Annotated in this window: 17 protein-coding genes; all 17 read right to left on the minus strand. The window is 64.9% G+C overall.

The window, feature by feature from the left end; translation table 11 throughout:
- Positions 1-1,153: 1,153 nt before the first annotated feature.
- A complete protein-coding gene (locus L0966_RS12425) occupies positions 1,154-1,996 on the minus strand; it encodes a TonB family protein (protein WP_234052256.1) in 843 nt (280 codons plus the stop codon).
- A 5-nt stretch (positions 1,997-2,001) separates the two neighbouring features.
- Positions 2,002-2,484, minus strand: coding sequence for a TonB system transport protein ExbD (gene exbD, locus L0966_RS12430; RefSeq protein ID WP_234052257.1), 483 nt, complete (start codon positions 2,482-2,484; stop codon positions 2,002-2,004).
- Positions 2,485-2,496: 12 nt separating this feature from the next.
- On the minus strand, positions 2,497-3,555 hold the full coding sequence (gene exbB, locus L0966_RS12435; RefSeq protein ID WP_234052258.1) for a tonB-system energizer ExbB: 1,059 nt from the start codon (positions 3,553-3,555) through the stop codon (positions 2,497-2,499).
- A gap of 160 nt (positions 3,556-3,715) precedes the next feature.
- Positions 3,716-4,408: an ABC transporter ATP-binding protein gene (locus tag L0966_RS12440; protein ID WP_234052259.1), complete on the minus strand. Its 693-nt coding sequence runs from the start codon at positions 4,406-4,408 to the stop codon at positions 3,716-3,718.
- A gap of 38 nt (positions 4,409-4,446) precedes the next feature.
- Complete coding sequence (locus L0966_RS12445; protein ID WP_234052260.1) at positions 4,447-5,745, minus strand: lipoprotein-releasing ABC transporter permease subunit; 1,299 nt, start codon at positions 5,743-5,745, stop codon at positions 4,447-4,449.
- Positions 5,742-7,064, minus strand: coding sequence for a proline--tRNA ligase (gene proS, locus L0966_RS12450; RefSeq protein WP_234052261.1), 1,323 nt, complete (start codon positions 7,062-7,064; stop codon positions 5,742-5,744). The genes L0966_RS12445 and proS overlap by 4 nt, the downstream gene beginning before the upstream one ends.
- Positions 7,065-7,915: 851 nt before the next feature.
- Positions 7,916-8,188, minus strand: a complete 273-nt coding sequence (locus L0966_RS12455; protein ID WP_234052262.1) for a DUF1467 family protein — start codon at positions 8,186-8,188, stop codon at positions 7,916-7,918.
- A 10-nt stretch (positions 8,189-8,198) separates the two neighbouring features.
- Positions 8,199-8,603: a methylmalonyl-CoA epimerase gene (mce, locus tag L0966_RS12460; protein ID WP_234052263.1), complete on the minus strand. Its 405-nt coding sequence runs from the start codon at positions 8,601-8,603 to the stop codon at positions 8,199-8,201.
- Positions 8,604-8,655: 52 nt separating this feature from the next.
- Positions 8,656-10,326 (minus strand): ribonuclease J, encoded by a 1,671-nt coding sequence (locus L0966_RS12465; RefSeq protein WP_234052264.1) that lies wholly within the window; start codon positions 10,324-10,326, stop codon positions 8,656-8,658.
- Positions 10,327-10,475: 149 nt separating this feature from the next.
- On the minus strand, positions 10,476-11,243 hold the full coding sequence (locus L0966_RS12470) for a biotin--[acetyl-CoA-carboxylase] ligase (RefSeq protein ID WP_234052265.1): 768 nt from the start codon (positions 11,241-11,243) through the stop codon (positions 10,476-10,478).
- A gap of 3 nt (positions 11,244-11,246) precedes the next feature.
- Positions 11,247-12,677, minus strand: coding sequence for an NADH-quinone oxidoreductase subunit NuoN (gene nuoN, locus L0966_RS12475; protein ID WP_234052266.1), 1,431 nt, complete (start codon positions 12,675-12,677; stop codon positions 11,247-11,249).
- A 13-nt stretch (positions 12,678-12,690) separates the two neighbouring features.
- The gene (locus L0966_RS12480) at positions 12,691-14,202 is read right to left on the minus strand and encodes an NADH-quinone oxidoreductase subunit M (RefSeq protein ID WP_234052267.1); all 1,512 of its coding nucleotides are present in this window, start codon (positions 14,200-14,202) and stop codon (positions 12,691-12,693) included.
- A gap of 5 nt (positions 14,203-14,207) precedes the next feature.
- A complete protein-coding gene (gene nuoL, locus L0966_RS12485) occupies positions 14,208-16,133 on the minus strand; it encodes an NADH-quinone oxidoreductase subunit L (protein WP_234052268.1) in 1,926 nt (641 codons plus the stop codon).
- 4 nt (positions 16,134-16,137) lie between these two features.
- Entirely contained in the window at positions 16,138-16,446 is a 309-nt protein-coding gene (gene nuoK / locus L0966_RS12490) for an NADH-quinone oxidoreductase subunit NuoK (RefSeq protein ID WP_234052269.1), read from the minus strand.
- Between the two features lie 10 nt (positions 16,447-16,456).
- The gene (locus tag L0966_RS12495) at positions 16,457-17,077 is read right to left on the minus strand and encodes an NADH-quinone oxidoreductase subunit J (protein ID WP_234052270.1); all 621 of its coding nucleotides are present in this window, start codon (positions 17,075-17,077) and stop codon (positions 16,457-16,459) included.
- Positions 17,078-17,359: 282 nt separating this feature from the next.
- Positions 17,360-17,848 carry an NADH-quinone oxidoreductase subunit NuoI gene (gene nuoI / locus L0966_RS12500; protein WP_234052271.1) on the minus strand — a complete coding sequence of 163 codons (489 nt, stop codon included), beginning with the start codon at positions 17,846-17,848 and terminating at the stop codon, positions 17,360-17,362.
- 52 nt (positions 17,849-17,900) lie between these two features.
- Positions 17,901-18,920: an NADH-quinone oxidoreductase subunit NuoH gene (gene nuoH, locus L0966_RS12505; protein WP_234052272.1), complete on the minus strand. Its 1,020-nt coding sequence runs from the start codon at positions 18,918-18,920 to the stop codon at positions 17,901-17,903.

The following is an 18,920-nucleotide window of genomic DNA, read 5'->3' on the forward strand; positions in this document are numbered from 1 at the left end:
CGGTTCGCGTAAGGGACTGGCGTAAGAGCACAGGGATAGGCCGCCTTCGTGTTTCCGTGAAGGAGCAGAGGTAGCTGGCGCCCTTAGGCGGAACACAGCTGTCGCTGGAGGGAACCGCTCCGCACGACTGGCCTCGATACTGGTCGGCTCGCGGCCCTGGACGGCTTCGCACTCTGTCGTCACGCCGGCAAGGCCTCCCCTCATGAAGCCAGCCCAGGCGTGGTCCCCTTCCCGCCGAACGACGGAAATGCGGCGGACTAAACCCAACCCTTCGCACAGTCTGGATCCGGCCAGGAGGCGCACGCGCCCGCCCCCGTCATGGAGCCCCCCTGGAGGACCCTCCGGGAGCTCCCTCCTTGAGGCCCCCCATTCCGCTCACCGCGCGAGACCTGAGAGCGGCCCGTTTCAGGCCAACCTGCTTGATTGACATTTCACGGCAGCGCCCCAGCTTCGCCATCGCTGCTTCGAGCAACGTGGGCACCGGATCGCCGAGAGCGTCTCAGCCAACCAGCCGCCGCCTCCGCCCCGCTTCCACGAAAAAGGGGACGGCCCGCGGCAGGCCAGTGCTGTTCGTGCGCCCGCCTAGCCCCTTTTTGAGGGACGCCACCTTAAGTGCGCGACTGGCGACGCGAGGCTGAGATGCGGAGTTGCGCTCTGGACCCGGGCTCTCAAGCTCCCCAGCCGCGCGAGGGCCAGAGCGACGGTGGTGCGGTCTGAGGTCTGGGCGCACCCCGTGATCAGGCGCCATCCCGCGCGCGACATCGGATGCAGATCGCTCCATGCTGTTCCATCGAGAACGGCCCATCGAGGCCCGCTCCCTGCCCGCGCGACGCGCCTTCAGCGCCGGGGCCGGACAAGATCAAACTGCGTCCTGATCACTCCGGACTGCCTATGCGCGAGACAAATTCAGGGGGTCGCTCGTCCCATGCCAAGCTGCTGGACGCCGATGGACGGCAGGCCAGCAGCCTCGCCGCACCTCGCATGCGGGGCGGCCCCGGCCGAGGCGCAACATGCCACTCCGCCGACCGACGTGAGGTCCTGCAGCCCCTCACTCCGCCCAGCGCGGGCCCCACGCAACGGCTCGGTTCGGTGGAAGACGGCACGCGGCGGCCACCTTTCGCGGGACGGAGAGCCACCGGAATGCCTTGCCGCGTCAGCGGCGCGTGAAATTCACCGGAACGCTGAACCTCGCCCCGCGCCCATCCGGCGGAGTCGGGAACGGAGAGGCGCGCCGCACCGTCGCCACCGCCTCGTCATCCAGCACCGAGGAGCCGGAGGAGAGGACCAGGCTCACCGACGTCACGCGCCCGGAGCCGTCGAGGGAGAAACGCACCGAGGGCCGCCCGGTGACACCCTCCGCGCCGCGCGGATAGCGCTTGAAGCGGTTGAGGTGGGCGGAGATCATCGCCGCCCAGCTTGCCCGCGCCTGCGAGTTGCTGGCGGAAATGCCGGGAGACGGCGCGGCCGTGCGCTGCGAAGGCGCGGCCTCCGAGCGGGGTGCGGCGGAGGTCACCGGAGCCTGGCGGCGCCGGGTCGGCTTGGCCTCCTTCTTGGGCTTCTCCTCCGGAGGCTTTTCCTCGGGCTTGCGCATCTCCACGGGCTTGGGCTGCGGCTCGGGATGGGCTGCGGGCAAGACCGCTTCGGAAGGCACGGGCGTCGGCGGCAGCTCGGGGGCATCTTCCGCCACCTCCTGCTTCACCGGCTCGGTGGGAGCGGGCTCCTCCTCCGGCTCATCAGGCGCATCGGGCGTGGTCTGCGGTGCCTGCATCATCTCCGGACCGGGCGCCACGTCCTGGGTCTGGGAGGGCGCGCTCACCGGCATGGGGGCGAGCTCGATCATCACCGCGGCGGGCGGCGCCGCGGCGCTTTCCTCCCGGTGCCAGAACAGCGCCGCATAGACGAAGCCGGTATGGGCGAGCACGATCACAAGCCCGGCGGCCAGCCAGCGAAGAGCGGAAGCACGAAAGTGACCCCGCTCCATGTCGTGCCAGTGCATGGCACTCACTGTGCCGCCCCCGGCGCCGGCAAGGTTGCAGGCGCGGCGGCGGGGGCGCCACCGCCCCCGGTCGGCGGCCCTTCCAGGCCCACGAGCGCCACCTTCAGATAGCCCGCCGTGCGCAGAAGGTTCATCACCTCCATGACCGAACCATAGTCCACCGACTTGTCCGCCCGCACGAACACCCGCTGCTCGCGATCGGACTGGCTGGCCTGGTCCAGCGCCGCGCCAAGGGTGCCGCGATCCACCGGCTCGTCGCCGATGGCCAGCGAGCGGTCGGCCTTCAGCGACAAATAGATGGGCTTGTCAGGACGGGGCTGCGGCTGGGCGTTGGAAGTGGGCAGGTCCACCTTCACGTCCACGGTGGCGAGCGGGGCCGCCACCATGAAGATGATGAGGAGCACCAGCATCACGTCGATGAACGGCGTGACGTTGATTTCGTGATTCTCGGCGAGATCGTCGCCGCCGTGGTCGAGCTTCGCGGCCATGGCGCGCGCCCGTCACTCGGCCGCGGCGCGCAGATTGCGCGCGCTGCCCGCCTCGCTCGCGCGATCGAGATCGCGGGAGAGATGGCGCATCACCTCCGCCGATGTATCGGCGAGGCGCGCCTTGTAGGCGGAGATGGCGCGGGCGAACAAATTGTAGATGACGACCGCCGGAATGGCGGCGACGAGACCGATGGCCGTGGCCAGCAGCGCCTCGGCGATGCCCGGCGCCACCACGGCGAGATTGGTCGTCTGCGCCTTCGAGATGCCGATGAAGGCATTCATGATGCCCCACACCGTGCCGAACAGGCCCACGAAGGGCGCCACGGCGCCAATGGTGGCGAGCACCCCGGTGCCGCCGGACATGCGCCGGCCGGCGCCGGCCTCGATCCGGCCCAGGGCGATGGCCACGCGCTCCTTGATGCCCTCGGCGGACAGGCCTTCCGAGACCTCGCACTCCTCCAGCGCGGCGTGCACCGTGGCGGGGGCCGGGCCCCGGCCCTTCGGAACCAGGCGCGAGGCGGCAACCAGGGTAGGGGCCGAGCGCAGGGCCTTGAGGGTGCGACTCACCTGCCGGCGGGCGAACATCAGCTCCAGCGACTTCACGAACCACACGGTCCAGGTGATCACGGACGCCAGGGCCAGGCCCAGCATCACCGCCTTCACCACCTTGTCGGCGGCCATGAACATGCCCCAGGGGGACAGGTCGTGCGGCAGCGTGGAGGCGGCCGGTGCCGGCGCCTCCTGCGTTCCGGCGGGCGCGGGGGTGGCGACGGGAAGAGGCTCGGGGGCGGTCGCCTCCGGCGATGCCGTTCCGGGCGCGGCCGGCGGGGCCGCAGGGACGGACGGCGGCAGGGCGGGCGCAGAGATGGACGGGGCGGGAATGGCTGGCGCGACAGCGGCGGCCGGCGCGCTGGCGGAGGCGGCGGGCGCCGGCTCAGCTGCCGGCGGGACCTGGGCGGATGCGGGCACCACGGAAACGGTGCCGCAAGCGAGCACAATCAGCGCCGCGCTCAAACCAGACCGAAGAAAATGCGCCGCCTTCGGCAGCGAGGCGGAAATGCAAAGGGGCATCGCGCGTCACCGGAATTGCTTCAACTATCGGGGTTCGCTGGCGATCCCGCAAACGGGAAATGGCTCGCAAGAGCACCTATACCCCCATTTCCCCCCTACGCTAACCCCTGTCGCGCCCGCGCGCACGCCCTTCCGCTAGGATAGAATTGCAATAAGCTACTCAGACCAGCTCCACGAGCTTACCTTCCCGCAAGGTCACCCGCCGGTCCATGCGGGCGGCGAGGTCCAGATTGTGGGTGGCGATCAGGGCCGCGACGCCGGTGGCCTGCACCAGCTCCGTCAGCGCGCCAAAGACATGATCCGAGGTCTTGGGGTCGAGATTGCCCGTCGGCTCGTCGGCCAGCAGCAGGCGCGGCGCATTGGCCAGCGCGCGGGCGATGGCCACGCGCTGCTGTTCGCCGCCTGAAAGCTCCGAGGGCCGGTGCGTCAGGCGCGCGCCGAGGCCCAGATAGCTGAGCAGATCCTTCGCGCGGGCATTGGCCTCCTTGTGGGAGAGGCCGCGGATCATCTGCGGCATGGCCACATTCTCCAGCGCGGAGAACTCACCCAGCAGATGATGGAACTGGTAGACGAAGCCGATATGCATGCGCCGGATGCGCGTGCGCTCCGCATCGGCCAGGCGCGCCGTGGGCCGCCCGTCGATGAAGACCTCGCCTTCGTCCGAGTGCTCCAGCAGCCCGGCGATGTGCAGCAGGGTGGACTTGCCCGACCCCGAAGGCGCCACCAGCGCCACCGACTGCCCCGGGGAGATGGTCAGATCCACCCCGCGCAGGATTTCGAGCGCCCCCACCCCTTCCGTGTAGCGGCGGACGACGCCGGTGAGGGCGAGGGCATAGTTGGAGCGAGGCGGCATGGCAGGCGAGCCTGGGCGACGGCGGGTGGGCTGATCCATCACTCGTATCTCAGGGCTTCGACGGGATCGAGCCGGGCGGCGCGCCAGGACGGGTAGAGCGTGGCGAGCAGCGAGAGCACCAGCGCCATCACCACCACCGTGGCGGTTTCACCGAAGTTCATCTCCGCCGGCAGCTTGGAGAGATAATAGAGCTCGGGCGAGAACAGCTCCGTGGAGGTGAGCCACGAGATGAACTGGCGGATGCTCTCGATATTGAGACACACGATCACGCCCAGCAGCAGCCCCACCAGCGTGCCGACCACGCCGATGGACGCGCCAGTGATGAGGAACACGCGCATCACCGCCCCCCGCGTCGCCCCCATGGTGCGCAGGATGGCGATGTCGTGGCCCTTGTCCTTCACCAGCATGATGAGGCCGGAGACGATGTTGAGCGCCGCCACCAGCACGATCAGCGTGAGGATGAGGAACATCACGTTCCGCTCCACCTGCAGCGCGTTGAAGAAGGTGGCGTTGCGGCGGCGCCAGTCCACCAGATAGACCGGCCGCTCGGCGGCGGCCTCGATGGCGCCGCGCAATTCCTGAACGTCGTCCGGATGGTCGATATAGACCTCGACGGCGTTCACATCGCCATTGCGATTGAAATAGGCCTGGGCCTCGGGCAGCGGCATGAACACGAAGGCGCTGTCATATTCCGACATGCCCACTTCGAAGATGGCCGCCACCTTGTAGACCTTGATGCGCGGCGAGGTGCCCATGGGCGTCACCGCGCCACGGGGCGCCACCAGGGTGATGTTGTCACCCGCGCGCAAAGAGAGCTGGTCGGCGAGGCGCTTGCCGATGGCGAGCCCCTGCCCCGTGTCGAACCCCTCCAGGGTGCCGGAGCGGATGTTCTGCGCCACCGAGGGCAGGCCCCGCAGGTCCTTCTCGGTGAGGCCCCGCACCAGAACGCCCGATGCGCCGAACTGGGAAGAGGCCAGGGCCTGGCCCTCCACCAGCGGCACGGCGAGGCGCACGCCATTGAGCTTCGAGATGCGCTCGGCAACGGCCTTGTAATCGGTCAGCGGGCTTTCCAGGGGCTGCACCAGCACGTGGCCGTTGAGCCCCAGGATCTTGCCGAGCAGCTCCTGGCGGAAACCGTTCATCACCGCCATGACGATGATGAGGGTCGCCACCCCCAGCATGATGCCGAGGAAGGAAAAGCCAGCGATGACGGAGATGAAGCCTTCCTTGCGCCGGGCCCGCAGGTAGCGCAGCGAGAGCATCCATTCGAACGGGGCGAACGGCCGCGTTCCGGTGGGTTCGTCGCTTCTGGCCCCCGCGGACGCCCTCGCCGTCATGCCTTCAGCCTCTCCAGAATGTCGCTCGGCGCGATCAGCTCACGCTCACCGCCACGACGGCGCTTCAGCTCCACCTTGCCATCGGCAAGTCCCTTCGGCCCCACCAGGATCTGCCATGGCAGGCCGATGAGATCCGCCGTGGCGAACTTGGCGCCGGCGCGCTCCTCGGTATCGTCATAGAGCACATCATAGCCGGCGGCGGTCAATTCCGCGTAAAGCGCCTCGCACGCCGCATCGGTGGTGCTGTCGCCGCTCTTCAGGTTCAAGATGCCCACCTGGAAGGGGGCAACCGCATCCGGCCAGATGATTCCCGCGTCATCATGGGAGGCCTCGATCATGGCGGCCACGAGGCGCGAGGGACCGATGCCGTAGGAACCCATGTGCACGGTGTGGGCATTGCCGTCCGGCCCCTGCACGCTCACGCCGAAGGGCTCGGAATATTTGGTGCCGAAATAGAAGATGTGGCCCACCTCGATGCCCCGGGCCGCCAGCCGCTTGCCCTCGGGGATGGCATTGTAGGCTGCCTCGTCGTGCTTTTCGGAGGTTGCCGCGTAAAGCGAGGTGAAATCGTCGAACACCTGCTGCAGGCCGGCGACATCGTCGAAATTCACATTGGCCGGCGGCGGCGCCATCTCCAGATAGTCGCCGTGGCAGAACACCTCGCTCTCGCCGGTGGAGGCCAGGATGATGAATTCGTGCGAAAGGTTGCCGCCGATGGGGCCGGTGTCGGCCACCATGGGAATGGCCTTCAGCCCCATGCGCGCGAACGTGCGCAGGTAGGCCACGAACATCTTGTTGTAGGAGTGCCGCGCGCCGGCCGCGTCGAGGTCGAACGAATAGGCGTCCTTCATCAGGAACTCGCGCGAGCGATAGACACCGAAGCGCGGGCGCACCTCGTCCCGGAACTTCCACTGGATATGGTAGAGGTTCAGCGGCAGCGACTTGTAGGACTTCACATAGGCGCGGACGATGTCGGTGATCATCTCCTCATTGGTGGGGCCGAACAGCATCTCGCGATCGTGCCGGTCCCTGATTCGTAGCATCTCCTTGCCATAATCGTCATAGCGCCCGCTCTCGCGCCACAGATCCGCGCTTTGGATGGTGGGCATCAGGAGCTCGATGGCGCCTGCACGGTTCTGCTCCTCGCGGATGATGCCGCAGATCTTGTTCAGCACCCGGTGGCCCAGCGGCAGCCACGCGAAGATCCCCGCGGCCTCTTGGCGGATCATGCCCGCGCGCAGCATCAGGCGGTGAGAGACGATATCCGCCTCCCGGGGCACTTCACGCAGGATCGGCAGAAAATAACGGGAAAGGCGCATCGCAAGGCTCGACGGCTATGAGGATCGAAAACGGTCGGGCGGAGTGAAAGCGGAAGCGCCGCCAAAACACAAGAGCGCCGGCCAAATGGCCTCGAACCCGCCGCAATGTTGCGACGCAGCGTGCGACTTATTGCGGCGCAAGGATGACAAACGACAGAATCTTGTTCTAGTTTGGGCCCGCACAAGAAAGGGGATCGTCACCAGCCTGGCTTGCCGGGTGGGACATACGGTCCGGGTCTCGGGAGGAATCGAAGAATAAAGCCGACCGACAATCGCTCGCCAGACGGGCGTCCACGGAATCGGCGATCACGGATTGGCCATGCCACACGATAGCGGGCATTAGACCTGCAGGTGGCACAGGAGCCGTGGGAATGACAAAGGCGGGGCCACCGGGCCTCGCCTTTTCTTTTTCGAGCAATAGCTTACCGATCTTCCACCAGCATTCTCCGCTGGCCCAGCCGGGCGGACCAGCAGCGCGCTTCTTCCGTGTGATCGTCCTGGTGGCGGCGCCGCATTTCCCGAAATAGCAGCAGCAAACCCAGCGCGCGCGATTCTCGAAAGCCGCGCAGGTGGGCACCTGCCGTAGCCCTGCTTGTGGTTCAGCGCGGCCCATTTATAGCAAGTCATTGCTATAATATCAACGCCCCGAGTCGCGGGGCATCCGGAGGGCGGGCGGAAAAAATCAGGACATTTATTTGCTGCAATGCAGCATATTGGTATCTGCGCACCGCACCGTGGCGGCCGGCCAAAAATAATTTTCGGACCGGATGCCGCCCCCTCCTCCCCTCAAGACTCGGCCGCACGGGCGCCATCGCGCGTCGGCGCGGCGGGAGAACCGGGCCCGAGGGCCTTCAGCCCTTCCCGACGTCGAAGGGCATGGGGAAATCTTCCAGCGCGACGATGCCGCCAGTGAGCAGATAGACGATGCCGGCGGTGATCAGCGCCGCCAGCACGCTCGTGGCGAGGGCCTTACGCAACAAGGCCGGCCGCACGGGCGCTCCGGGATCCGTACCCGGAGCGATATCGCGGGTTTCCGCCTGGGAGCGCACGCCCCACGGCAACACCGCGAACAGCGTGATCCACCAGACCACGAAATAGATGGCGACGACGGCTCCGACCGACATCGCCGCGCCCTCACGCCTGCTCGAGTTCGACGAGGGTGCCGTTGAAGTCCTTGGGATGCAGGAACAGCACGGGCTTGCCATGGGCACCGGTCTTCGGCTCGCCGGAGCCAAGCACCCGGGCGCCCTTCGCCTTCAGCTGGTCGCGGGCGGCAAGGATGTCGTCCACCTCATAGCAGATGTGGTGGATGCCGCCGTCGGGATTGCGCTCCAGGAACTTCGCGATGGGAGAATCCTCGCCCAGCGGCTCCAGGAACTCGATCTTGGTGTTGGGCAGGGTGACGAACACGGTGGTCACGCCGTGCTCTTCCTGCGGCACCGCGGCGGAAACCTCCGCGCCCAGCGTGTCGCGATAGAGCTTGGAGGCGGCAGCGATGTCGCGCACCGCAATGGCCACGTGGTTCAGCCGTCCGATCATGATGTCCTCGTCCTTTCGCGCCAGCCCGTGCAGCCGGCCTCGCTTCCACCCATCACACTTCGAGAACGTGGACGTGGCAAACGGGTTTTTTGCCCCACACCGCGTTCACCGCCCCGCGGACGGCGCGCTCCAGCGTATCCGCCAGCGCGTCGGGGTCGCGGCGGCGCGCCTTCGGCAAGCCCTCCAGGGTCGCCACCACGGCGTCCAGCACATGGTCCAGCATGTCCACATTGCCGTCGCCCCGCTCCGGCACGCCGGAAAGCTCAACGGAGGGATCACCGGCGATGGTGCCATGCTTGTCCACGGCGACAGCCACCGAAACCGCCCCCACATAGCTCAGCTTGCGCCGCTCCGGCAGGGTGCGCCCACCTTCAGGCAGCATCAGGCGCCCATCCTTGTAAACGCGCCCGAAGGGCACTTCCCCCACCCGCTCCGCCGGCCCTGGCGCCAGGCGAAGCATCTGCCCGTCATAGCAATTGACCACCTCGGGCACGCCGAGGCTGCGCGCGAGCTTGGCATGCTCATGAAGATGCAGTGCCTCACCGTGGACCGGCACCGCCAGCTGCGGCCGCACCAGCGCGTACATCTTCTCCATCTCGCCGCGGCGCGGATGACCGGAAACGTGCACCAGCCCGTCGCGATCCGTCATCACCTCCACCCCACGCTTGATGAGCGCGTTGATGATGTGATTGACCACCTTCTCATTGCCGGGAATGGTGCGCGAGGAAAACACCACCAGATCGCCCGGGGAGAAGGCAATCTCCGGATGGTCGTCATCGGCGATGCGCTTGAGCGCCGCGCGCGGCTCACCCTGGCTGCCGGTGAGGATGGCCACCACCCGTTCGCGCGGCAGGTAGCCGTAGGCGTCGGCACTGCGGAATGCGGGGATGCCCTCCAGCAGCCCCTGCTCGCGCGCAACCGCAATCACACGCTCGAGCGCCCGGCCGACCACCACCACATCGCGCCCCGCGGCCAGTGCCGCTTCCGCGATGCCGCGGATACGGGCCACGTTCGACGAGAACGTCGTGAAGGCGATGCGGTGCTTGGCTTTCGCCACGATCTCCTTCAGCGAGTTCGCGACATCGCGCTCGGAAGGCGAGACCCCGTCGCGAATGGCGTTCGTGGAATCGCAGATCAGCGCGCGAACACCCTCATCCCCCAGGGCGCGGAGCCGGTCGGTATCCGTCGGCAGGCCCACCATGGGTGTGGGATCCAGCTTCCAGTCTCCGGTGTGCACCACCAGTCCTGCACCGGTGCGGATTGCGACCGCATGGCTGTCCGGAATCGAATGCGCGACCGGCACAAACTCGACCTCAAACGGCCCGAGCTGAATGCGCTCCTTCGCCCGCACCACAGTCACCGGGAGGGACGCGGGCGCTCCCGGCTCGCCCGCCCGCTTGGCCTCCAGCAGGCCGGCGGTGAAGGCCGTGGTGTAGATGGGGCACTGCAGGCGGGGCCACAGATCCAGCACCGCGCCAATATGGTCCTCATGACCGTGGGTGATGAGGAGGCCGGCGATATTCTTCTTCTCCCCTTCGAGGAAGCGAATATCCGGCAGCATCAGGTCAACGCCCGGCGCCTCGTCTCCGGCGAAGCTCATGCCGAGATCGACCATGAGCCAGGTCCGCGACTTCTTCGGCCCCGCGCCATAGATCGCGAGGTTCATGCCGATTTCGCCAACCCCGCCGAGGGGCGCGAATACGAGTTCGTCCGAGACTGCCATTGAGCCGATCACTTCCCCCCAGGACTCACCGCCTCTAGGAGGGATGCGGACGGTGCGTGCCCCAAGCTTGAAACATCCGCCGCTGCCCGGGCCGCCCTGCGGACCTCCGCACAGCCACACGACGCGCCGGCACCTGTGCCTCGCGTGCCCTACTCTGGCACGCGCAGCGAGACATCCCCCGCGGTGATGATTTCCGCGATGCCATCGCGACGGCGCAGCATCATCGCCCCGCGCGCGTCGATATTCTCGAACCGCCCCACCACTTCGCGCTCGCCGATCTTCACGCTCACCTGATCACCCATGCCAAGCGCATGGCGCATCCAGTCCGAGCGAATTCCGGCGAAACCGCTTCCGGCGTGCCACTGATTGAGGCGCACCGCCATGGCGAGGTCCAGCGCCTCCAACAGCCGATCCGGAGCAGTCGGAGCTCCGGCCTCCTCAAGGCTCGTCGCCTTGTACGGCAGGTCATCGGGGTGATGCAGGCAGTTCACCCCGAAGCCGATCACCGCAGCCGGCCGCCCGTTGGCATCCGTGCCCCCCTCCACCAAAATACCGGCCAGCTTACCGCCATTCAGCAGAAGATCATTGGGCCATTTTAGCTTGAGGCTGTCGGCCTGCAATTGCGGCGCCGCCGACAGAACGGCATCGCGAACCGCGAGACCCGCGACAAAGCACAGCTGCGCCAGATTGGCGAGCGGGGCGGGGTTCGGCAGCACCAAAGTCGCAAAAAGATTGCCGAGCTCTGAGGTCCACAACCGGCCGCGGCGCCCGCGTCCTGCCGTTTGAATATCGGCCACGAGCCAAACCGGCATGATCTCGCCCCGCGCAAGCCGGGCGAGACCTTCCGCATTGGTCGAACCAATCTCGGTGAAGCGGATGATGGGAACCGTGGAACCCTGGAATTCGTATTGTGCCATCGATCAGAAGAGCGAGCGGGCAGCGACCCCCGCCGCCTCAATGAGAGGAGCGGGATAGACGAAATAGAAGATCGTGAAAAGCCCGCTCACCGCGAGCACGGCCTTCAACTCCGTCGGCATGGGGTCGAACGCATCCGCCGGCTCGTCAAAGTACATCACCTTGACGACGCGCAGATAGTAGTAGGCCCCCACCACCGACGCGAGCACACCGATGACGGCCAACCCATAAAGCCCCGCCTGGATCGCGGCGATGAACACGTAGTACTTCGCCAGGAACCCCGCGAGCGGCGGGATGCCCGCCAGCGAGAACATCAACGCGCCGAACATCAGCGCCATCAGCGGGTTGTTGCGGGCCAGTCCGGCCAGATCGTCAATGTTTTCCACCGCACGCCCCTGGCGCCGCATGGTGAGCACGCAGGCAAACGAGCCCAGGGTCATCGCCACGTAAATCGCCACATAGACCAGGACGCCCCGCACGCCCTCAGCCGTGCCCGCCGCCAGACCCACGAGGGCAAAGCCCATATGGCCGATGGAGGAATAGGCAAGGAGGCGCTTGATATTGCGCTGGCCGATAGCCGCGAACGCACCCAGCAGCATGGACGCCACCGACACAAACGCCACGATCTGCTGCCACTGGTGAGCGATGTGCGGGAACGCCTCCATCACCACGCGGATGAGAATCGCCATGCCGGCGACCTTCGGTGCCGTCGCGAAGAAGGTCGTCACCGGGGTCGGCGCCCCCTCATAGACGTCCGGGGTCCACATATGGAACGGCACCGCCGAGATCTTGAAGCTGAGGCCCGCCAGAACAAACACCAAGCCGAAGATGAGTCCGATCGACGGCTCCTTCACCTCGGTGGCGATCACCTCGAAATTCACCGAACCGGTGAAGCCATAAACCAGCGACGCACCATAAAGGAGCATGCCGGACGAAAGAGAGCCGAGCACAAAGTACTTCAGGCCCGCCTCGGTCGAGCGGATGGAATCCCGGTTGATCGCCGCGAGCACGTACAGCGAGAAGCTCATCAGCTCCAGGCCGAGATAGAGCGCGATCAGGTCACCCGCCGAAACCAGCATGCACATGCCGAGCGTCGCGATGACGAAGAGCACAGCATACTCAAAGCGCGCAAGTTTCTCCCGGTTCTGCCAGTCCACAGCCATGATCAGCGACACCGTTGCACCGAAGATGGCGAGCCCCTTCATGAACCGACCAAACGGGTCGATCACCAGCGAGCCGTTGAATGCGACCGTTTCCACGCTCGGCCCGAGCAGGACCAGAACGCCCGCCGCCGCGAGAACCGCGATGGCAAGACCCGTGATCAAATTGGCCGCCCCCTCACCGCGCACCGCGCCGATCAGGATCAGCACGAGCGCGGAGATGGCCAGCACCAGTTCGGGCAGGACAGCACCGAGCGGAGGCAGGAGCTGCGTCATAGCAACCTCAAAATCAGAAGGTGAGGAGGAGCGCGGACTTCACCGCACCCGCCACCTGATCGGTGCGCGCGACCACCGCGTTCACCGCATGGGAGGTCATGTCGAGGATCGGCGCGGGCCACACCCCGAACAGGATCGTGATGAACACCAGCGGAACCAGGATCGCCAGCTCGCGCGGCGACAGGTCGAGAATGTTCTTCAGGCTGTCCTTCTCAAGCTTCCCGAAGATCACCCGCCAGTAGAGATAGAGCGCATAAGCCGCCGAGAGAATCACGCCCGTTGCGGCGAAGAACGCCACCCAGGTGTTCGCCTCGAACGCGGCGAGCATCGTGAGGAACTCACCGACAAAGCCCGAAGTGCCCGGCAGGCCGATGTTCGCCATGGTGAAGATCATCATCACCGTCGCGTACTGCGGCATCCGGTTTACCAGGCCACCATAGGCCGCGATCTCGCGGGTGTGCATCCGATCATAGATCACGCCCACGCACAGGAAGAGCGCCCCCGACACGAAGCCGTGGGAGATCATCAGGAACATGGCACCCTGAAGGCCCTGCTCGTTCATCGTGAAGATGCCCATCGTGACGAAGCCCATGTGAGCAACCGATGAGTAGGCAATCAGCTTCTTGATGTCTTCCTGAACCAGCGCCACCAGCGACGTATAAATGACCGCAACCACTGACAGCGTGAACACCAGCGGCGCGAAATAGTGGCTGGCTTCAGGGAACATCGGCAGAGAATACCGGATGAAACCATAGCCGCCCATTTTCAGCAGCACGCCCGCCAGGATCACCGAACCGGCCGTCGGCGCTTCCACGTGCGCATCCGGCAGCCAGGTATGCACCGGCCACATGGGCATCTTCACCGCGAACGACGCGAAGAAAGCAAGCCACAACCACGTCTGCATGCCCGACGGGAAGCCGAACTCCAGCAGCTTAGGCACGTCCGTCGTGCCGGCCTGCCAATACATGGCCATGATGGCCAGCATCATGAGCACAGAGCCCGTCAGCGTGTACAGGAAGAACTTGAACGCCGCGTAGATGCGCCGCGGACCGCCCCAGATACCGATGATGAGGAACATCGGAATGAGGCCCGCCTCGAAGAAGAAATAGAACAGAACGAGGTCAAGGGCGCAGAAGGTGCCGATCATAAACGTTTCGAGCACCATGAAGGCGATCATGTACTCCTTCACCCGCTTATGCACGCTCTGCCAGGAGGCAAGGATCGCGAACGGCATCAGAAAGGTGGTGAGGATCACGAACGGCAGCGAGATCCCGTCAACGCCCATGTGATAGGCGGCGACATCGCCAAGCCACGCCTTCTTCTCGACGAACTGAAAGCCCGGAGCCGTCGAATCGAAATTCGGCAGCAGAAGCAGGGAGACAAAGAAGGTCACCAAGGTGGTCCACAACGCCACCCAGCGGGCGTTGCGGGCCGCCACCTCATCGTCGCCCCGCACCACAAAGATGAACAGGGCGCCGACAAGCGGCAAGAAGGTGACGACGGATAGGATGGGCCAGTCGGTCATCGGCGTCACACTCCGGAGAACATGAACCAGGTGAGAAGGGCCGCGACGCCGATGAGCATCACGAAGGCGTAATGGTAGAGGTACCCGGTCTGCAGCCGCACAACGCGGCCGGTGACATCAAGCACGCGGGCGGAAACACCATCCGGGCCAAGGCCGTCAATGATGGATCCGTCACCCCGCTTCCAGAGCACGCGGCCAAGCCACATGGCCGGACGCACGAACAGAAAGTCGTAGAGCTCGTCGAAGTACCACTTGTTGAGCAGGAACTTGTAGAGCCCGGGCTGAGCCTGCGCGAGCGCAACCGGGATCTTGGGGTTCACCACGTAGAACCAATAGGCCACGAGGAAACCCAGAACCATCATCGCAGTCGGTGCCAGCACCAGCAGCTCCGGCATCTCGTGCATCGCGTGCAGCACATGGTTCTCGGCGCCCATGAAAATGGACGCACGGAAGAACTCATGGACGTCCTCGCCCACGAACACCTGGTAAAGCGCGAAGCCCGCGACGAGCGACCCGGCGCCCAGCACACCAAGCGGAATGGTCATCACCAGAGGCGACTCGTGCGCATGATCATAATGGTGCTGATCATGCGGCTTGCCGTGGAAGGTCATGAACACGAGGCGCCAGGAGTAGAAAGACGTCAGCGCAGCGGCGATCACAGTCATCGCCCAGCCATAAAGCGCAAAGGCGTTATGGCTCGAATACGCCGCCTCGATGATCGCATCCTTCGAGTAATAACCCGCAGTGAAGGGGAAGCCGGTGATGGCCAGCGTTCCAATCAGCATCATCGCATAGGTGAACGGCACCTTCTTATAGAGGCCACCCATATGCCGCATGTCCTGCTCGTGATGCATCGCGTTGATCACGGAACCGGCGCAAAGGAACAACAGGGCCTTAAAGCAGGCGTGCGTCAGCAGGTGGAACATGCCGATCGAATAGGCGCCCGCGCCCATCGCAGCGAACATGTAGCCCAGCTGAGAGCAGGTGGAATACGCGATCACCTTCTTGATGTCGTTCTGCACCAGCGCGATCGTGGCCGCGAAGAAAGCGGTGGTCGCACCAATCAGCATCACCACGTCGAGCGCAGTCTGCGAAAGCTCGAAGATGGGCGACATGCGCGCCACCATGAACACACCCGCCGTCACCATCGTCGCGGCATGGATCAGGGCCGACACCGGTGTGGGGCCTTCCATCGCGTCCGGCAGCCAGGTGTGCAGCAGCAGCTGCGCCGATTTACCCATGGCACCGACGAACAGGAGCAGCGCGATCACCGTGGGCGCGTCCCAGTTCTGACCCAGGAAGTTGATGCTCTTGCCGGCGAGCGAAGGGGCAGCCGCGAACACCTGATCGAACGCAACCGACCCAGTCATCACGAACGTGGCGAAGATGCCAAGCATGAACCCGAAGTCACCGACGCGGTTGACCACGAAGGCCTTCATCGCAGCTGCGTTCGCAGACGGCTTCTCGTACCAGAAACCGATCAGCAGGTAGGAGGCAAGACCCACGCCTTCCCAGCCAAAGAACAGCTGAACCAGATTGTCAGCGGTCACCAGCATCAGCATCGCGAAGGTGAACAGCGACAGGTAGGAGAAGAAGCGCGGCCGGCACGGGTCATCGTGCATGTAGCCCATGGAGTATAGGTGCACGAGGCTCGACACCGTGGTCACGACAATGAGCATCACCGCGGTGAGGCTGTCGATGCGCAGCGCCCAATCGATCTTGAGGCCGCCAACGTCGATCCAGTTCAACAGGTGAATGCGCACCTCGTGGTCGTCGAACCCGACGCTCACGAACGTAATCCATGCGAACAGACACGCGATGAAGAGGAACGTGGTCGTCACGACTTCGCTCGCCCGCGCCCCAATGGACCGACCGAACAAAGCCGCAATGAGGAAGCCCGCAAGCGGCAGAAAGACAATCGCCTGATACATGGCCTCAGCCCTTCATGGCGTTGATGTCCTCAACGGCGATCGACCCGCGATTGCGGTAGAACACCACGAGGATGGCGAGACCGATGGCAGCCTCAGCCGCCGCGACGGTAAGCACCAGCAAAGCAAACACCTGGCCGGTGAGGTTCCCCAGGAAGGCCGAGAACGACACGAGGTTGATGTTCACCGAAAGCAGGATGAGCTCGATCGACATCAGAATGACGATCACGTTCTTCCGGTTGAGAAAGATGCCCAGCGTTCCCAGAGTAAAAAGGATCGCCGCCACCGTCAGGTAATGGGAAAGTCCGATTTCCATGGCGACCCCCTCAGAGCCCCTGCCCCGGCCGCACCTTGACCACCTTCATGGCAGCCTCCGGCGTGCGCGCCACCTGGGCAGAGATGTTCTGCCGCTTCACATTCACCTTGTGGCGGAGCGTGAGCACGATGGCGCCAATCATCGCCACCAGCAGCACGAAGCCCGCCGCCTGGAAGAAGTAGATGTAGTCCGTGTACAGTACGCGGGCGATGGCCTGCACATTGCCAACCTCGGCCACCTGCCCCTGCGCAGCACTTGCGGAGACCGCGGCAGAGATCCCGGGCCCGGTGGCCCATGCACCCACCACCAGTACCAGCTCAGCCAGAAAAATCAGGCCGACCAGGACGCCGACGGGCAGGTACTGCAAGAAGCCCTGTCGCAGCTCGACGAAATCCACGTCGAGCATCATCACCACAAACAGGAACAGAACCGCCACCGCACCCACATAGACCACCACCAGGATCAGGCCGAGGAACTCGGCACCGATCAGCAAGAAGAGGCCCGCCGCGTTCACGAACGCGAGGATGAGGAACAAAACCGATTGCACCGGGTTCCGCGAGGAGATGACCATGAAGGCCGACCCCACAAGCACGAACGCGAAGAGATAGAAAAACACCGCCGCGACACTCATGCGGAGAGCCCCCCTCTGCGCGCCAGTTTCGCGCTCATTGGCGCCGCCAAGCATCCTGCGCTGCCCTTAACGGACACCGCAGACCCGCGGCCGATGCGTCGATAGCTCTGACCCATCCCACAAATCCACCGTTTCGAGCGAGCTGCGCAACGCCGGACTTCGGCGCGCATATCCCACTCACGACCACCGACGGGGGGCGCTTCGCCGAACTATCGGCCACCACCCACCTGTTCCCCCGACCGTGCTATTCACGGCCTCGATTACCTAGCGCGCGACACGCACTCAGCGATAAGGCGCGTCAAGCACAATTGAACGCGCAATCTCGCGCTCCCAGCGGTCACCATTCGAAAGGAGCTTATCCTTGTCGTAATAGAGTTCCTCGCGCGTCTCGGTCGCAAACTCGAAGTTCGGCCCCTCGACGATCGCCTCGACCGGACAAGCCTCCTGGCAGAAGCCGCAATAGATGCACTTCACCATGTCGATGTCGTAACGCGTCGTGCGACGTGTTCCGTCATTACGCCGCGGGCCGGCCTCAATCGTGATCGCCTGAGCCGGGCAAATGGCCTCGCAGAGCTTGCACGCGATGCAGCGCTCCTCCCCATTCGGATAGCGGCGAAGCGCGTGCTCACCCCGAAATCGCGGTGACAGCGGCCCCTTTTCGAACGGATAGTTCAAGGTCGACTTCGGCGCGAAGAAGTACCGCATCGTGAGGAAGAAGGCGGAGACCAGCTCCGTCAGGAGCAGGGCCCGCGCGGCCTGATCGAGCTTCATGGGCGCTCTCCCGCCGCCTGGGAGCGGCCAATCTGGAAGTTCAGGGAAGCGATCATTGCGGCGCCGTCCCCGTGAAGTGCAGCACACTCGCAACCACCACGACCGCAATCAGCGAGATCGGCAGGAACACCTTCCAACCGAGCCGCATCAGCTGGTCGTACCGGTAGCGCGGCACAATGGCCTTCGCCATCGCGAAGAGGAAGAACATGAAGCAGAGCTTCAGAACGAACCACACCACGCCCGGCACCCAGGTGAACGGGGCGAAGGGCAGCGGAGAGAGCCAGCCGCCAAGGAACAGGATGGTTCCCATGGCGCACATGGTCATGATCGCCACATACTCGCCGAGCATGAACAGCAGATAGGGCGTCGAGCCGTATTCGGTCATGAAGCCGGCCACCAGCTCCGATTCCGCTTCCACCAAATCGAACGGAGGACGGTTGGTTTCCGCCAGCGCCGAAATGAAGAAGATCACGAACATCGGCAGCAGCGGCAGGAAGTACCAGTTCAGAAGGCCGAACCGGCCATTCTGCGCTTCGACGATGCCGCTGAGATTGAGCGAGCCCGCGCACATCAGGACCGTGATGATTACGAAGCCGATGGAAACCTCATAGGAGACCATCTGTGCAGCCGAACGAAGCGCCGCCAGGAACGGATACTTCGAGTTCGACGCCCAGCCGCCCATGATGATGCCGTACACGCCCAGCGACGAAATCGCGAAAATGTACAGAACACCCACATTGATGTCCGCGATCACCCAGCCATCGGCAATCGGCACCACGGCCCAAGCCGCGAGAGCCAGCACGCAAGTCACCAGCGGCGCCAGCAAAAAAAGCACCTTGTTGGAACCCGCCGGGATGGTGGGCTCCTTCAGGACAAATTTGAGAAGATCGGCGAACGACTGAAACAGGCCGAACGGCCCGACAACGTTCGGCCCGCGCCGCATCTGCACCGCTGCCCAGACTTTTCGATCTGCCAGCAGGATGTAGGCGATGAAGATCAGGAGCGCCACCAGCAGAGCCAAGCTCTGGCCGATGATGATCAGCACCTGGAGAAGGGTGTCTTGCCAGCTCAT

Origin of the sequence: Xanthobacter sp. NM-59 (assembly GCF_021401125.1) — a bacterium.
Classification (GTDB): Bacteria; Pseudomonadota; Alphaproteobacteria; order Rhizobiales; family Xanthobacteraceae; genus Xanthobacter.

Coding starts and splice junctions, on each gene's coding strand:
- L0966_RS12425 (WP_234052256.1), bottom strand. CDS start 1,996: ATGCACTGGCACGACATGGAGCGGGGTCACTTTCGTGCTTCCGCTCTT.
- L0966_RS12470 (WP_234052265.1), bottom strand. CDS start 11,243: ATGGCACAATACGAATTCCAGGGTTCCACGGTTCCCATCATCCGCTTC.
- nuoI (WP_234052271.1), bottom strand. CDS start 17,848: ATGAAGCTCGATCAGGCCGCGCGGGCCCTGCTCCTGACGGAGCTGGTC.
- nuoN (WP_234052266.1), bottom strand. CDS start 12,677: ATGACGCAGCTCCTGCCTCCGCTCGGTGCTGTCCTGCCCGAACTGGTG.
- L0966_RS12480 (WP_234052267.1), bottom strand. CDS start 14,202: ATGACCGACTGGCCCATCCTATCCGTCGTCACCTTCTTGCCGCTTGTC.
- L0966_RS12455 (WP_234052262.1), bottom strand. CDS start 8,188: ATGTCGGTCGGAGCCGTCGTCGCCATCTATTTCGTGGTCTGGTGGATC.
- L0966_RS12445 (WP_234052260.1), bottom strand. CDS start 5,745: ATGACGGCGAGGGCGTCCGCGGGGGCCAGAAGCGACGAACCCACCGGA.
- L0966_RS12465 (WP_234052264.1), bottom strand. CDS start 10,326: ATGGCAGTCTCGGACGAACTCGTATTCGCGCCCCTCGGCGGGGTTGGC.
- L0966_RS12440 (WP_234052259.1), bottom strand. CDS start 4,408: ATGCCGCCTCGCTCCAACTATGCCCTCGCCCTCACCGGCGTCGTCCGC.
- exbD (WP_234052257.1), bottom strand. CDS start 2,484: ATGGCCGCGAAGCTCGACCACGGCGGCGACGATCTCGCCGAGAATCAC.
- exbB (WP_234052258.1), bottom strand. CDS start 3,555: ATGCCCCTTTGCATTTCCGCCTCGCTGCCGAAGGCGGCGCATTTTCTT.
- nuoL (WP_234052268.1), bottom strand. CDS start 16,133: ATGTATCAGGCGATTGTCTTTCTGCCGCTTGCGGGCTTCCTCATTGCG.
- proS (WP_234052261.1), bottom strand. CDS start 7,064: ATGCGCCTTTCCCGTTATTTTCTGCCGATCCTGCGTGAAGTGCCCCGG.
- L0966_RS12495 (WP_234052270.1), bottom strand. CDS start 17,077: ATGAGTGTCGCGGCGGTGTTTTTCTATCTCTTCGCGTTCGTGCTTGTG.
- nuoK (WP_234052269.1), bottom strand. CDS start 16,446: ATGGAAATCGGACTTTCCCATTACCTGACGGTGGCGGCGATCCTTTTT.
- mce (WP_234052263.1), bottom strand. CDS start 8,603: ATGATCGGACGGCTGAACCACGTGGCCATTGCGGTGCGCGACATCGCT.
- nuoH (WP_234052272.1), bottom strand. CDS start 18,920: ATGAGCTGGCAAGACACCCTTCTCCAGGTGCTGATCATCATCGGCCAG.